This window comes from Rhodococcus sp. ZPP (assembly GCF_017656075.1).
Lineage (GTDB): Bacteria > Actinomycetota > Actinomycetes > Mycobacteriales > Mycobacteriaceae > Rhodococcus_F > Rhodococcus_F oxybenzonivorans.
The window spans coordinates 6,750,914-6,764,591 of record NZ_CP058638.1 but is presented as its reverse complement, the minus strand read 5'-3'; the positions used below and the strand labels follow the sequence as shown (position 1 = coordinate 6,764,591).

Here is a 13,678-nt window from a genome sequence, read left to right as displayed (position 1 = left end):
CGCATTGAGACGCGCATCACATTTCGGAAGCGCTTCCGCAGCATATGTCGGAAGCGCTTCCGAAATCAAGGTCGTTCGCGCTACCATCAGCCTTGTGTCCGATCGACCTGCACCTTTGAGCCTCAGTGACGTCGCCCGCGAAGCCGGGGTCTCGCTGACCACAGCCTCACGCGCCCTCAACGACTCGTATGGCGTCTCCGCGGCCACGAAGGCGAAAGTTCTCGCCACCGCCCGCCGCCTCGACTACGTCATCTCCCCGGACGCAGTGCGCCTGGCCGGTGGCCCGACCCGGCGGGTGGCGTTGGTCGTTCCCCACATCGAGCGCTGGTTTTTCGGCGAGATGGTCAATGGAATCGAGAGGGTGCTCGCATCAGCAAACTTCGACCTGTTGCTGTACCAGGTCGGCGGCCCCGAGGATCGTCAGGACTTCTTCACCCGGTTGCCCGCTCGGCGGAAGGTCGACGCAGTCGTGGTGGTCGCGTTTCCAGTGGACCAACGCGAACGCGAACGGCTCGCACTGATGGGCGTCGGTATCGTCGCCGCCGGCGGCCAGAACGCCGACTACCCCTACGTCTGCATCGACGACTACCACGCCGGGCGGCTCGCAGTCGACCACCTCCTGGAGTTGGGCCACCGGCGGATCGCCATGATCGCCGCCCACGATCCCGATCAGCCTGGGTGGCCGGCACGGTCCGGTCGATCGGAGGCGTATGTCGACGCACTGACCGCCGCGGGCATCGCTGTGGACCACGCGCTCGTGCGCGACGTCGACTGGGGCGGCATCAACGCCGCAGAGGCGATGGCCGACACCCTCGAGGCCACCCCGGAAGATCCCCCGACCGCCGTGTTCGCGCACAGCGACGAACTCGCCCTCGGAGCGATCCGAACGCTGCGCCGCCGGGGCCTGCGGATTCCCGAGGACGTCTCCGTGGTCGGAATCGACGACCATCCGCTCGCCGCACTCACCGACCTCACCACCGTGCACCAATCCGTCCGCGAACAGGGCGAGATCGCCGCCCGACTCGTCCTCGACACACTCGCTCCCACCCCAGACGGAGACGCCCCCACCGCCGTCACCGCACCGACCACACTCGTCGTCCGCGGCAGCACCGGACCCGCACCGGATCACGCTCGGTCACTCGCGGCTTCTTCCGACGACCCACACCCCGAACGTTCCGGTCGCCGCCCCGCGGTTCCCGCGCACCCCAAGGAGACATGATGCGACTCGCCCTTCCGGATCACTGGGTCTGGGACAGTTGGATGACCGACGACGGCACCGATTACCACCTGTTCTTTCTCCGCGCCTCGCGCGCCCTCCAGGACCGCGAACGCCGCCACTACCGCGCGACCATCGGTCACGCGACGTCTCCGGACGGCGAGGCATGGACCCTCACCGCCGACGCGCTGGCGCCCTCCGACGCCCCGGCCTTCGATGACCTTGCCACCTGGACCGGCTCCGTCGTCCGCGGCGCGGATGGGCTCTGGAACATGTTCTACACCGGGGTGAGCCGGGCCGAGAACGGCCTCAAACAACGCATCGGCCGGGCGACCTCCACCGACCTGCTGAGCTGGACCAAGGACCCCGACCTCGTCCTCGAGGCCGACGGCCGCTGGTACGAACTCCTCGGCGACGGCACCTGGCCGGACGAAGCGTGGCGCGATCCGTATGTCTTCGAACACGCCGGTCAGTGGCACATGCTGATCACCGCCCGGGCCTGTGTCGGCGATCCCGAGGGCCGCGCCGTGGTGGGCCACGCGACCAGCGCCGACCTGAGCCACTGGCGCATCGAACCCCCACTCTCGACTCCAGCCGGGTTCGGCGAGATGGAAGTCCTGCAGGCGCATACCGTCAACGCGAAGCCGATCCTGTTGTTTTCCTGCGCACCCAAGAACACCAGCCTTCACGCGGGGCACGATGCGGGGACCTGGATCGCCGAGGGACAGTCGCTGCTCGGACCGTGGACAGTCACCGACGCGACGAATGTCGATACCGCGGACCTGTACGCGGTGCAGATGCGGCGGACACGAAACGGCAACTGGATGACCTGGGGATTCGACAACACCGACGGGCCGCAATTCGGCACCATCACGTCCTCGCGCTACTCGCCGCACACCGACACAGAAAGTCCGACACCGGCGACCTGACACCACCCCTACCCCACGCGCTACAGGCGCACCAACCCACCTCACTCACTCGGATCGTCCGGCACGTTCCTGCCGGTGGAGGGATTCATTACTCATGGCAACAATCACGTATGACCGCGCGACCAGACTCTTCCCTGGGTCCGACGTCCCCGCGGTCGACCAACTCGACCTGCATATCGAGGACGGCGAGTTCCTTGTTCTCGTCGGCCCGTCCGGCTGCGGCAAGTCCACGTCGCTGCGGATGCTCGCCGGCCTCGAGGAAGTCGACGGCGGCCGAATCCTGATCGGCGGCCGCGACGTCACGAATTCCGAACCCAAGGACCGCGACATCGCGATGGTATTCCAGAACTACGCGCTCTACCCGCACATGAGCGTCGCGGAGAACATGGGTTTCGCCCTCAAACTCGCCGGCACAGACAAGTCCGAAATCCGCAGGCGCGTCGGGGAAGCCGCCGACATGCTCGACCTCCGCGACTATCTGGACCGCAAACCCAAGGCGCTGTCGGGAGGACAGCGGCAGCGAGTTGCCATGGGGCGAGCCATCGTTCGCCAGCCACAGGTATTCCTCATGGACGAGCCGCTGTCCAACCTCGACGCCAAGCTGCGCGTACAAACCCGCACCCAGATCGCACAGTTGCAGCGACGTCTCGGCACCACCACCGTCTACGTCACCCACGACCAGGTCGAGGCGATGACAATGGGTGACCGGGTCGCCGTGCTCAAGGGCGGCATCCTGCAGCAGTGCGCGAGCCCCCGCGAGTTGTACCGGCGCCCGATGAACGTGTTCGTCGCCGGATTTATGGGCTCTCCCTCGATGAACCTGTTCACGCTACCCGTTACCGATGGGGGAATCAGCTTCGGCGATCAGCTTATTCAGGTGCCCAGGAACACGCTGGCGGCCGCAGGCCGCGAGGTGGTCCTCGGGATCCGACCCGAGCACATCGAACTCGCCGACTCCGGGCACGAAATCGAGATCGACGTAGTAGAAGAACTCGGCTCGGAAGCCTTCATCTTCGGGCGCACTCGGGTGGGCCGACGGTACGAACCAATCGTGGCCCGAGTCGACTGGCGCAACCCCCCGGAAAAAGGCCAGGTCGTGCACGCCCGCATCGACGCCTCTCACGCCCACGTCTTCGCCACCACCCCCGACGGTGCACGGCTATCGAAATAGCAGACGCCGCCACTGAGGGCTTCATGTCTTCTCGTCACAACCGTCATCGACTTCGAACGCAGCACGTGGACGGCCAGCATTGGTCTCCCGCACTGAACTTCTCTGACCAGTCGATCTCGCCGGCGGGCGGCACCTGCCGCCCGCCGGGGCATCAGACCGAGCTGGAGTCTCACGACGCCGTTGGTTGCGGAGCCGTCATCGTCGGTGAGCGAGGTGATCTGGCTGAACGTGGCCGTACAAAATAGCCCAGGCCAGCCGGTGACGGACAGTCTTTGCCAGACTGTGTCCATGAATGCTGTCTGGTCGATGGTGCATGCCGAGCGTGCGGCGCTGATCGATGACCTCACCCACCTCACCGACGACCAATGGGCCCTGCCCTCGCTGTGCGGCGACTGGACCGTGCACGACGTCGCCGCACACCTCATCAACAACGCGAAGACCACCCGACTCGGCATCGTGCGCAACATGGTCCGAGCGCGTTTCGACTTCGATCGCCAGAACGCCCAGGGCGTCGAACGTGAACGCGGCGCCACACCCCAGCAGACGCTGGCCCGACTTCAGCAGGTAGCCAACTACACGTCGACGCCGCCGGCACCGCTCGACAGCAGACTGGTGGAAGAGGTCGTCCATGGCGAAGACATCCGACGGCCGCAGGGCATCAACCGCATGTATCCGTCGGAGGCGGTCGTCAGGTCGTTGCAGTATCAGGCGCGGACCCCGGTATCCCTGGGCGGTGCGAAACAACTCATTGCCCCCGTCCGATTGCGGGCCACCGACGCAGACGTGTCGATCGGTGATGGCCCAGAAGTCTGTGGCCCGGCACTCTCACTGCTCTTGGCGATATCGGGGCGCAAGTCGGCGCTGGGTGACTTGGACGGACCCGGAGTACCTGCGCTGGAGTGATCACGCCCGTGGCGTCCCCAGCACCATTCCGCTTGCGGGGCGACCCGTCCGCGCGCAAAGTCGGCCTGGCTGTCCCACTGGTGGTTCCGGATTAATTCCTCTCTCGGTCAGAGCGTTTCGGCTGAACGACGACTACGCGTGGTCGTGGGCATTATCGTTGCTCGCGTGGGCAAGCTGATCTATTCGTTCCTGGCGTCGCTCGACGGCTACATCGCCGACCGGGCCGGCGCCTTCGATTGGGCCGTCCCCGACGAGGAAGTACTCGACTTCATCAATGTCGCCGAACGGGAGGTTGGGACATACCTCTACGGCCGCACTATGTACGAGATGATGACTGGCTGGGAGAACGATCCGGCAGTGGCCGCCCAGTCACCCATGAGCGCAGAGTTCGCCCAGATTTGGCAGGCGACCGAGAAAGTAGTCTTCTCGCGTAGTCTCGACTCGGTTTCCACGACACGCACGCGGATCGAACGCACCTTCGACCCGGGCTTGGTGCGGGACCTCAAGGCCACTACGGCGAAGGACCTCAACGTGTCCGGCGCCACCCTTGCTGCCTCCGCATGGAAGGCACGGCTGATCGACGAGTGCCACCTGTACCTTGCGCCCACGCTGATCGGGGGCGGTAAGCGGATGTTCCCGGACGACATCCGTCATTCGCTGGAACTGCTCGACGAACGCCGGTTCGGCAACGGCATGGTCTTCCTCCGCTATGCCGTAAAAACATGAGTCAGCGCTGAGGGTTCCATGCCATGTGGCGACAGATTATGTCGAAGCCGTTGCGCAAGTACGACTTGTGAGCCGCATGCCGGGTGTGCCCGGTGTCCGGGTGCAGTTGGGCGCAGCCACGAGGGCCGGCTTGTTCCTGAAGGTGCTCGAGTAGTTTGGCTCCCAGCCCTGTGCCACATCGTTCGGGTAGCGCGATGAGGTCGGCGATCAGGACGACTCGATCTTTCACGGCCTCGCGTCGGCGAAAACCCCCCGATCGGCAAAAGGGAAGGCGCTCCCCCGCCCACCCGCATCCGAGAATCGACCACCCTTGCACATACAACCGATTGGTTGTATATTTTGGGTGTGTCAGAATCAGACGAGGATCAGGCGGATGCCCTGTTCCACGCGCTATCCGACCGAACGAGGCGCGACATCATGCGTCGCGTACTGGCCGGCGAGCATTCCGTCTCGGCACTCGCAGCGAAGTACGACATGAGCTTCGCTGCGGTACAAAAGCACGTCGCCGTCCTCGAGAAGTCCGGTTTACTCGTGAAACGACGCAGTGGCCGTGAACAACTCGCCAGGGGCGATGTCGAAGCAGTGCGCGCGGTGTCGTCCATGCTCACCGAGCTGGAACAAGTCTGGCGTGGGCGGGTCGCACGCATCGACGAACTGATCGCAACGCAACCTCAACGGAAGGAATGAACGATGCCTGTCACCAATGTCAGCCACGACATCGATGCACTGACCCTGACCATCACCGCCGAGTTCGCGGCGCCTCGGGAGCGAATCTGGCAAATCTATGCCGATCCTCGCCAGCTCGAGAAGATTTGGGGTCCGCCGACGTACCCGGCAACAGTGGTCGACCATGAGTTCACCCCGGGCGGTCGGGTCACCTACTACATGACCGGCCCCGAGGGCGACAAGCATGCGGGCTACTGGAACATCATCTCCATCGATGAGCCGACCGGCTTCAGCTTCACCGACGGATTCGCCGATGCGGATTTCAGCCCGATCGAATCGATGCCAGTGTCCACCAACGATTTCTCCTTCCGTGAGGAGGGCGGCAGCACCATCGCCACCTACGTGAGCACCTACGCAACTGCCGAAGGTCTCCAGCAGGTGCTCGACATGGGCGTGGTCGAGGGTGCTTCGCAGGCGATCGGCCAGATCGACGACCTCATCAAGAGTTGAGGCTGCCGGGTCACCACAGTGGCCGATCTCGTCGCCTCGCCCTTCGCGTGCGAGGCGACGAGCCGGCACGACGAGTTGCATCGTTCAGGTTGTGCGAACCTCAGATGCGGCGCATCACCGACACAACCTTGCCCAGGACGACTGCGTCGTCACCGTCAATCGCGGCATAGGCAGGATTGCGGGGCTCGAGGAGAACGTGGCCATCGCGGCGCCGGAGCACCTTGACCGTGGCCTCGCCATCAATCATCGCGGCGACGATCTCGCCGGAGTGGGCTTCGTCCTGGCGGCGCACCACGACGACATCGCCATCGCAGATTGCGGCGTCGATCATCGATTCGCCGCGTACCCGCAACCCGAAGACGGTGCCGGAGCCGACGAGCTCGCGAGGGAGCGTCAGTGTCTCATCGGCGTGCTCTTCCGCGAGGATCGGTGTGCCGGCGGCGATGTCGCCGACCACCGGTACCGTCACATTGTTGTCGGACGAGTGACCCTGCTTCGCCTCGGTGAGGAACGGGCGCACGTCCAATTGCCGAGCCATGGCCGAACCCCGGCGAAGAAAGCCCCTCTCCTCGAGACTTTTCAGATGCTTGGACACCGACGACGTCGACCGCAGGCCCACCGCATCCCCGATCTGCCGGGTGCTCGGCGGGCATCCATGTGCAGCCACCCAGTCCCGGATCGTTGCCAGGATCCGCTGCTGGCGGGGTGGCAGGGTGGAGGCGTCAAGGCCGCCGAACATGTCGAGATCGTCGTAATCGGTCACCGGAGAATGGTAGGGGGTGGCCACTGATCGTCGCGAAGGCCACTACTTCTCTCCCGATTGCTCCGGCCGCATTTCTATGCGCCGGACAGCGGCTAACGTGAACCAATGATCAGCGCCGCCGGACCGCCCGTTCGCGCGCAGAGTGACGTCAAGCCGAACAAGCCTCCCGGACCGATCCATCTGGCGGTGACCGCTGCCTCACTGCTGATTCTGGTGTGTATCTACTACGACTGGTGGCCCTCTCGCTACGGCACCTCGAGTTGGGCCGATCCGATGTTGTTCGGTGCAGCGGCGCTGCTGATCCTCGCCGTCCTAGGGCTGGTGTGGGCAGTGAAGACCTTGTATGTCATCGGCCAAGACCGGCGGTGGTCATGGTGGATCGCGGCTGCGCCGGCGGTCCTACTCGTCGCTGTCGTCACGGTGATGCCGGCACCACGGCCGTCATTCGACGACACCCGCGCAGAGTTCGAGCGGGTGGCGCTCGAGTTGCTGGCAGATCCGGAGCCGCTCCACAGCCACCTCGAGATTGGCCGGTTCGATATCCGCACCGCCATGTCGGGCGACGATGGCGTGGTCTACTTCATCGAGGACGGCGGACTCGGACTGACGGTGAGCAGTGGTTGGGCGTACAGCCCGCACGGTGTGCCCGCCGGGTTCGATGATTTCACTGCGACTCACCTAGGGGGGCCGTGGTATGAATTCATTTCAGTGTGGCGAACTTGACCGCCCATCCGTCCCATCGTCTTCCCGCCTCGCGACGAGGATTCCCCGGATGACCACTTCCCGACGTCTCCGGCAGGTAGCGTCCGAACTACGGTCACCGTGGCATCTGCCCAGCTTCGGCAACCGTTCGCTCCCGACGAGCGCCAGAAACGCATTCTCGTCGAGGGGGCTGCGCGCGGCGTGCCCCTGGTCCGCAACATGCCAAGCGATCACCTGACCGGCACTGCCGGGCTCGGGCGGACATTTCGGACGACGATCATGGTGCGGAAGCATCGGTGCACACCACGACACCGGAGCGGTCACACTGGTCTGCGACATCGATCCTCACTTCGCGTCGATCGGTGCCGGCTCGGATGCGGTCGATCGGCTCCTGGCCGACCCACGGGTCGACGTCGTCGTCGATGATCCCGACAGGGAAGCCCGTACTACTCCTGAATGGACCGCTGACCCTTTCAAGCATGCAGGGTGGGCCGGTAGATGAGCTCTTGGATGTTTCCGTCGAGCGTCCGGCTCTCGATCAGCTCGAGGTCGAAGTCGGCCGCGCCCTGAAAGATCGGATCCAGCCCGGTCTGACCGGTAATGACGGGGAAGATCGTCACCTGGACGCGGTCGACCAAACCGGCGGCCATCAGCGCCCGGTTCATCGACAGACTGCCGTGTGAGCGCAACGGCACCTCGGACTCCTCCTTGAGCCGGGCGACGACGTCGACGGCGTCACCGCTCACGAGGGTCACGTCCGGCCAGTCGAGCTGTCCTTCCAGGGTGGTCGATACCACCGTTGCCGGCAGACTCCGCATCCGGGTGACCCAGGGATCACGAACCTCGGACTCCTCCGTGCTCGAGGCCAACATCTGCGCGAACGCGCGGTAAGTGTTGGCGCCGAACACCATCCGCTGTTCGGTGCCGTACAAGGCGAGGCGGTGGTCGAGCAGTTCGGGGCCTTGCTTGCCCCAGTAACCGGTCCAGTTGCCGCTGGCGGCGCCGAAGCCGTCGAGGCTGGAAAAGACGTCGAAGGTGTAGGTGGCGGTCATGATGCTCTCCTCGGGTGCGGTCGATCGGGTATGTGGATACAGACTGGAACTTTCGGCGAAACTCATCACGCTCTGTCCCGCGGGAAGTCCGAGCTTCGACGTTATTCCGTCCAGCCGACCGATGAATTCCGGTTCGTCTTGCAGTCTGCATTGATGAAGGTTCTTTCCGCGCCTGCGGGAGGCTCGAGACTGGTGACAAGGAGCGTGCACACCGTGGACCGAGAGGACGTCTGCGCCACCGTGGCCGTTGCCGCCCCCGCCACCAGGGTGTTCGCGCTGCTGGCCGACCCGAGGACCCATGCTGCGATCGACGGCACCGGGTGGGTGCAGGACGCGGCCGACCAGGCGCCGCTCACCGAGGTGGGGCAGATCTTTCGGATGGACATGTATCACCCCCACCACCCGAACGGTGACTACAGAGTGGCCAACCAGGTCCAGGTGCTCGACCCGCCGCGGGCCATTGCCTGGCGGACCGGGCAGGAAAAGGAAGACGGTCAGCTGGAGTTCGGCGGCTGGGTCTGGCGTTACGACCTGGTGCCGCTCGGTCCGTCCGAGACCGAGGTCACGCTCACCTACGATTGGTCGGCGGTGCCGCAGTTCATCCGGAAGTACCTTCAGTTCCCGCCGTTCGGTCCCGATCATCTCACCAACTCACTGCATCACCTGGCAGAGCTTGCGGCCCACTCCTGAGGTCTAGGCATCTCCCGGTCGCCTATAACGGTCGGCCGACCGTCGATTGCAAAACAATTGCGTCGCACCGTGGCCGCGACGGCGTCCGAGGTTACGGTGTGGTGAGTACGACGCAAACCCACAATGCACTTGTCGTCCTGTGTCGGCGATTGCCGCAGACCATGTTGTCCACGTGATGAAGCGGTCGGGTCGTCCTCGAATCTACCGAGCACCCGGGCGCCGAGTACGACACCAAGTCCCGATCGGAGTGGTAGATGCCGGCGCCCGGTGTGCCGTGATCAGGTCGGGTGCTTATGCCGTGTCGGCTTTCTCGACCGCGTCACGAGTGAGATCAGTGAGTTTTCCAATGTTCTCGGCATTAGCCGGGTAGCCGGCCGAGGTCACACCGATGACGTACTCGCCTGCGAGGGCGCCGTATCCGATGTGCGTTTCTTCACCCTGCGTGACGGCGCCGGCGAACGCCTTCTCGCCCACACCGGATGGCGTCGGTAGCGCTACGAAACCCTGAACCTCTTCGCTTTTGTCGATCGCTTGCTCGAATGCGGTCGATGCGGAGTCGGGGCTGGAATACTGATCGACAGACACGGTGACCCGCCTGCCGTCAGCCCCTTCGTAGATCACCATTCTCGTCGCCTCGGGGACACCGGCAGCATTGGCGTTCGCACTTGTTGTGGCCTGTCGATCTATCTCCGGGAAGTACTTCTGAACGACTTCCATCCCCACCAGGACTTCCTGAGGCACGAGGTTCGGGGTGGATGTCGTCGCGTCCTGTTGCGATTCCCCACCAGGCTCCGTGCGCTGTTGTCCACACCCGCCCGCCGTCAACGCTCCGATCACAACGATCGAGAGAATGGCGAGAGCCGCGCGACGGCCGATGCGGCGCGGCCGGTATTTCTCCGTTGGTTGCGCCACGCCGGGAATAAGCATGACACCAAGTATCACCGCTCCCCCGTCCTCGGACAATCGTCGCGCTTCGTTGGACGAATCCTGAAAGTCGGTGCCTCGCGATTGCGGTCGGAAAGTCTCTTTGGAAACCTCGAAGAAGCAGGTGTCGACCGAACAACGTGGAAGGTGACCTCCGATTCATGACGCTGGCGAATGCCTGTGAGCTCTATAGAGGCACAGGCCTCATCGGTCAGCCGGCGGCCGCTGTCACCAGCCTGGCCTTCGTGGTTGCCGGCGTCGCGGTGATCGCGCGCCGTCGGAACGGTGCGCCGACCGTGATCTACGGCCTGCTCGTCGTCGCCGTCGGTGCCGGGTCACTTGTTCAGCACGGACCCAACCCGTCGTGGCAGGCCTACGCACACGACTTGCCGATCGCGACTCTGCTCGCCTACGTCGCCGTCGAGGCCGCGTCCGACCGGTTCGGCAGTCGGCTGTCGCCCGGGTGGTGGCTCGTTGTTCCGCTCGTGATGGTTCCCGCCGTGGCTGCCGGATCGGCTGTATCCACGATCGTGCAGGCAATGCTCGCCGCGCTGGCTGTAGGACTGAGCATGGAACGCGCGCGCGTCCATCCGCAGTTGAGACGCGCGACGGTCGCCGCGGCAGTACTTCTGGCGTCCGGCGCTCTGCTCGGCGCCATCGGTGACCGGACGTCGATCTGTCGGCCGAGCAGTGTCGTTCAGGGCCACGCGCTGTGGCACGTTCTGGCCGCCGCCGGATTATGGCGACTCGCGTCCACAATCGGTGCATCCGCCGAAAAGGCGCCGAGGCGCCCGGAGCCGGATTCGCCGCCGACCAGTTCCGACGGCACGTTTCGTCGACCGCCGACGTGACGGGCGTAGCCCCGCGAGTGAGAGAAAGGCGCGGTGGATCAGGACTTGACGAAGACGGCGTTGATCACGACACGGGTGGCGAGGCGCGAGCCCTTCTTCGTGTAGGTCATGCCCCAGTTGCTGCGGTCGAGGAGTAGTTCGGCGCTGACCGTGGCGGTGTCGTCGGTGGCGACAACCTCTGCGGGCACGGTGAGCGGTCGAGTCTGCCCGTGAACGGTCAGGTCGCCGTCGAGATGTACGTGTCCCGGATCGGCGGGTCGCGCTCCTGCCGCGGTGAAGACAATGGTGGGGTACTTCTGAACATCGAAGAAGTCAGCGGAACGCAGGTGCTCGTCGCGTTTACCGTTCTTGGTATTCAGCGAGGTGGCGTCGACGACCAGCCTTCCGGTGATACCTCCGTCATCACCGACCGTTGCGGTGCCCTCGACGGTGTGGAAGCTGCCGGTGACCCCGAAGATCCACAAACCCTTCGTGTGGAAGGTGATCGAGGTCCGGGACGGGTCCAGAGTCCAGGACCCGGCGAGCGTAGACAGTTGCGGGACGGACTCCATCGGCGATGTCATGTGTACCTCCGGTAGGTGATGATCGGTAGCCAGACGCGGTGTCGAGAGAGCGCGGGGGCGTCACGACAAATCGGTCTCGGCTGGACTCCATCCCCAACGGACACCCTCTAAAAAGCATGCTAGCTGCGGGGCCGACTGTCTCGTGGAAGTTCTGGAGGTAGCCGCAACCGAGTGCCGGCTGAGACCATTACGTGTGTCCTACGAGAGGAGACGAACGATGACAGCGTCCGATCCACAGGTCACCACCCGCGAGCAATGGCTCATCGCGCGGCGCGAGCTACTCGCACAGGAGAAGGAGCTGACCCGACACCGCGACCGGGTCAACGCCGCCCGACGCGCGTTACCCATGGTCGAGATAACCAAGAAGTATGTATTCGACGGTCCCCACGGCAAGGTCGAACTCGAGGACTTGTTCGACGGCCGCAGTCAACTCCTTATCTACCACTTCATGTTCGAACCCGACGCCGACGAAGGTTGCCCGTCCTGTTCGTTCACGATGGACAATGTGGGCGATCTGCGCCACCTGTACGCCCGGGACACCTCGTTCGCGGCCGTGTCACGCGCACCGCTGCTCGCGCTCGAGCGCTACCGGCAGCGGATGGGTTGGGCACTCCCCTGGTACTCCTCGCACGGCAGCGACTTCAACTACGACTTCCACGTCACCCTCGATTCGGCGGTCGCACCGGTCGAATACAACTACAAGGACCAGGTCGAGCTGGAGCGGATGAACCCCGCCTGGAAGGGCTGGTCCGGCGAAGAGCACGGTGTCACCGCCTTCCTCCGCCACGGTGATCGAATCTTCCACACCTATTCCGGCTACGCGCGTTCGACCGAAACGCTCCTCGGCACCTACCAGTGGCTCGACCTCACCGCCCGCGGCCGGCAGGAGGACTGGGAACAACAACCCCGCCGCGGCGACGACCCCGCCATGAGTTGGCTGCGCCGCCACGACGAATACGAAGCAGACGTCATCGCAGGATCGAAGAGCGCTGAGTGACCTGCCCGGTCATTCCACGGAGGCGTCGGAACCGTCGAAGGTGTCGAGGATCTGGGCCGCGGCCAGCGCCGCCGTCAGGGAACCGTCCCGCACCTGTTGCTCGACCTGCCCGCGAATGTCCTTGACCCGCGGGTTGGATGCCAGTCGACGCAGCAGCTGATCGTGGACCATGGTCCACGTCCAGTCGACCTGCTGGCGACGACGGTTCTCTTCGAACCGTCCGGCCTTGGTGAGCACCTCACGGTGTTGCTGGACGGTGTTCCAGAACTCCTCGAGCCCGATACCTTCGAGTCCGCTCATCGTGATGACGGGCGGCTTCCAGATGGCGTCGTGGGGGTAGATCAGCCGCAGTGCGCCCGCCAATTCGCGGGCAGCTCCCTTCGCTTCGCGTTCGTGCTTGCCGTCGGCCTTGTTGACGGCGACGAGGTCGGCGAGCTCGAGTACACCCTTCTTGATGCCCTGCAACTGGTCACCGGTCCGGGCGAGAGTGAGGAAACAGAAGCAGTCGACCATGTTCGCGACCGTCACCTCGGACTGCCCGACCCCGACCGTTTCGACGAGAATGACGTCGAAACCGGCTGCCTCGAGGAGCACGATGGTTTCCCGGGTCGCCTTCGCGACACCGCCGAGGGTGCCCGAGGTCGGCGACGGCCGGATGTAGGCGTCCTTCTCCACGGTCAGCCGCGCCATGCGGGTCTTGTCGCCGAGGATCGACCCGCCGGTGCGCGTCGACGACGGATCCACCGCGAGGACCGCCACCCGATGACCTTTCCCGATCAGGTACATCCCCAGTGCGTCGATGAACGTCGACTTGCCGACGCCGGGCACACCGGTGATACCCACCCGGTGCGCGTTGCCCGACTCCGGAAGCAGTTCGAGGAGCAGACGCTGCGCCGCCTCCCGGTGGTCGGTGCGTGTCGATTCGACCAGGGTGATGGCCTTCGCCAGGCCGGCGCGCTGGTTGGCGCGCACGGCCTGGGCGAGGGCATCGATGTCGACTGGAGGGCGCCCCATG

16 protein-coding genes are annotated in these 13,678 nt (G+C 64.8%); 11 read left to right on the top strand and 5 right to left on the bottom strand.

What is annotated here, in order from left to right; all coding sequences use genetic code 11:
* Positions 1–94 precede the first annotated feature (94 nt).
* The 7 genes from HYG77_RS31205 (at position 95) to HYG77_RS31170 (ending at position 6,121) form a co-directional block, all read left to right on the top strand.
* Positions 95–1,219: a LacI family DNA-binding transcriptional regulator gene (locus tag HYG77_RS31205; RefSeq protein WP_244373351.1), complete on the top strand. Its 1,125-nt coding sequence runs from the start codon at positions 95–97 to the stop codon at positions 1,217–1,219.
* Positions 1,216–2,145: a glycoside hydrolase family 68 protein gene (locus HYG77_RS31200; protein WP_244373348.1), complete on the top strand. Its 930-nt coding sequence runs from the start codon at positions 1,216–1,218 to the stop codon at positions 2,143–2,145. Before HYG77_RS31205 ends, HYG77_RS31200 begins: the two co-directional genes overlap by 4 nt.
* Before the next feature lie 94 nt (positions 2,146–2,239).
* On the top strand, positions 2,240–3,316 hold the full coding sequence (gene ugpC, locus HYG77_RS31195; RefSeq protein WP_208961519.1) for a sn-glycerol-3-phosphate ABC transporter ATP-binding protein UgpC: 1,077 nt from the start codon (positions 2,240–2,242) through the stop codon (positions 3,314–3,316).
* A gap of 288 nt (positions 3,317–3,604) precedes the next feature.
* The gene (locus HYG77_RS31190) at positions 3,605–4,219 is read left to right on the top strand and encodes a maleylpyruvate isomerase family mycothiol-dependent enzyme (protein ID WP_208961518.1); all 615 of its coding nucleotides are present in this window, start codon (positions 3,605–3,607) and stop codon (positions 4,217–4,219) included.
* A gap of 165 nt (positions 4,220–4,384) precedes the next feature.
* On the top strand, positions 4,385–4,945 hold the full coding sequence (locus HYG77_RS31185; protein WP_208961517.1) for a dihydrofolate reductase family protein: 561 nt from the start codon (positions 4,385–4,387) through the stop codon (positions 4,943–4,945).
* A 345-nt stretch (positions 4,946–5,290) separates the two neighbouring features.
* Positions 5,291–5,632: a metalloregulator ArsR/SmtB family transcription factor gene (locus tag HYG77_RS31175; RefSeq protein ID WP_208961515.1), complete on the top strand. Its 342-nt coding sequence runs from the start codon at positions 5,291–5,293 to the stop codon at positions 5,630–5,632.
* 3 nt (positions 5,633–5,635) lie between these two features.
* A complete protein-coding gene (locus HYG77_RS31170; protein WP_109330147.1) occupies positions 5,636–6,121 on the top strand; it encodes an SRPBCC domain-containing protein in 486 nt (161 codons plus the stop codon).
* A 100-nt stretch (positions 6,122–6,221) separates the two neighbouring features.
* Here the strand turns inward: HYG77_RS31170 and lexA are convergent, their stop codons facing one another.
* The gene (lexA, locus tag HYG77_RS31165) at positions 6,222–6,860 is read right to left on the bottom strand and encodes a transcriptional repressor LexA (protein WP_244461398.1); all 639 of its coding nucleotides are present in this window, start codon (positions 6,858–6,860) and stop codon (positions 6,222–6,224) included.
* Positions 6,861–6,989: 129 nt separating this feature from the next.
* On the opposite strand from lexA, the gene HYG77_RS31160 reads away from it, so the two are divergent.
* The gene (locus tag HYG77_RS31160; RefSeq protein ID WP_208961513.1) at positions 6,990–7,607 is read left to right on the top strand and encodes a DUF1109 domain-containing protein; all 618 of its coding nucleotides are present in this window, start codon (positions 6,990–6,992) and stop codon (positions 7,605–7,607) included.
* Between the two features lie 452 nt (positions 7,608–8,059).
* Here the strand turns inward: HYG77_RS31160 and HYG77_RS31155 are convergent, their stop codons facing one another.
* A complete protein-coding gene (locus tag HYG77_RS31155) occupies positions 8,060–8,638 on the bottom strand; it encodes a dihydrofolate reductase family protein (protein WP_109335119.1) in 579 nt (192 codons plus the stop codon).
* Between the two features lie 204 nt (positions 8,639–8,842).
* On the opposite strand from HYG77_RS31155, the gene HYG77_RS31150 reads away from it, so the two are divergent.
* Positions 8,843–9,328: an SRPBCC family protein gene (locus tag HYG77_RS31150; protein ID WP_109330150.1), complete on the top strand. Its 486-nt coding sequence runs from the start codon at positions 8,843–8,845 to the stop codon at positions 9,326–9,328.
* A 291-nt stretch (positions 9,329–9,619) separates the two neighbouring features.
* Here the strand turns inward: HYG77_RS31150 and HYG77_RS31145 are convergent, their stop codons facing one another.
* Complete coding sequence (locus HYG77_RS31145) at positions 9,620–10,240, bottom strand: hypothetical protein (protein ID WP_208963584.1); 621 nt, start codon at positions 10,238–10,240, stop codon at positions 9,620–9,622.
* 173 nt (positions 10,241–10,413) lie between these two features.
* On the opposite strand from HYG77_RS31145, the gene HYG77_RS31140 reads away from it, so the two are divergent.
* The gene (locus HYG77_RS31140; RefSeq protein ID WP_109335121.1) at positions 10,414–11,103 is read left to right on the top strand and encodes a hypothetical protein; all 690 of its coding nucleotides are present in this window, start codon (positions 10,414–10,416) and stop codon (positions 11,101–11,103) included.
* A gap of 38 nt (positions 11,104–11,141) precedes the next feature.
* Here HYG77_RS31140 and HYG77_RS31135 read toward each other — a convergent pair whose 3' ends face one another.
* A complete protein-coding gene (locus HYG77_RS31135; RefSeq protein ID WP_109330152.1) occupies positions 11,142–11,666 on the bottom strand; it encodes a YceI family protein in 525 nt (174 codons plus the stop codon).
* A gap of 217 nt (positions 11,667–11,883) precedes the next feature.
* Between HYG77_RS31135 and HYG77_RS31130 the strand changes: the two genes are divergently transcribed.
* Entirely contained in the window at positions 11,884–12,663 is a 780-nt protein-coding gene (locus HYG77_RS31130; RefSeq protein WP_208961511.1) for a DUF899 domain-containing protein, read from the top strand.
* 9 nt (positions 12,664–12,672) lie between these two features.
* Here HYG77_RS31130 and meaB read toward each other — a convergent pair whose 3' ends face one another.
* On the bottom strand, positions 12,673–13,677 hold the full coding sequence (gene meaB / locus HYG77_RS31125; protein ID WP_109330156.1) for a methylmalonyl Co-A mutase-associated GTPase MeaB: 1,005 nt from the start codon (positions 13,675–13,677) through the stop codon (positions 12,673–12,675).
* Position 13,678 lies beyond the last annotated feature (1 nt).

Excerpts from the sequence above, each read along its gene's own strand:
- HYG77_RS31200 (WP_244373348.1), top strand. The coding sequence starts at position 1,216 with ATGATGCGACTCGCCCTTCCGGATCACTGGGTCTGGGACAGTTGGATG.
- ugpC (WP_208961519.1), top strand. The coding sequence starts at position 2,240 with ATGGCAACAATCACGTATGACCGCGCGACCAGACTCTTCCCTGGGTCC.
- HYG77_RS31190 (WP_208961518.1), top strand. The coding sequence starts at position 3,605 with ATGAATGCTGTCTGGTCGATGGTGCATGCCGAGCGTGCGGCGCTGATC.
- HYG77_RS31170 (WP_109330147.1), top strand. The coding sequence starts at position 5,636 with ATGCCTGTCACCAATGTCAGCCACGACATCGATGCACTGACCCTGACC.
- lexA (WP_244461398.1), bottom strand. The coding sequence starts at position 6,860 with ATGTTCGGCGGCCTTGACGCCTCCACCCTGCCACCCCGCCAGCAGCGG.
- HYG77_RS31160 (WP_208961513.1), top strand. The coding sequence starts at position 6,990 with ATGATCAGCGCCGCCGGACCGCCCGTTCGCGCGCAGAGTGACGTCAAG.
- HYG77_RS31155 (WP_109335119.1), bottom strand. The coding sequence starts at position 8,638 with ATGACCGCCACCTACACCTTCGACGTCTTTTCCAGCCTCGACGGCTTC.
- HYG77_RS31140 (WP_109335121.1), top strand. The coding sequence starts at position 10,414 with ATGACGCTGGCGAATGCCTGTGAGCTCTATAGAGGCACAGGCCTCATC.
- HYG77_RS31135 (WP_109330152.1), bottom strand. The coding sequence starts at position 11,666 with ATGACATCGCCGATGGAGTCCGTCCCGCAACTGTCTACGCTCGCCGGG.
- HYG77_RS31130 (WP_208961511.1), top strand. The coding sequence starts at position 11,884 with ATGACAGCGTCCGATCCACAGGTCACCACCCGCGAGCAATGGCTCATC.
- meaB (WP_109330156.1), bottom strand. The coding sequence starts at position 13,677 with ATGGGGCGCCCTCCAGTCGACATCGATGCCCTCGCCCAGGCCGTGCGC.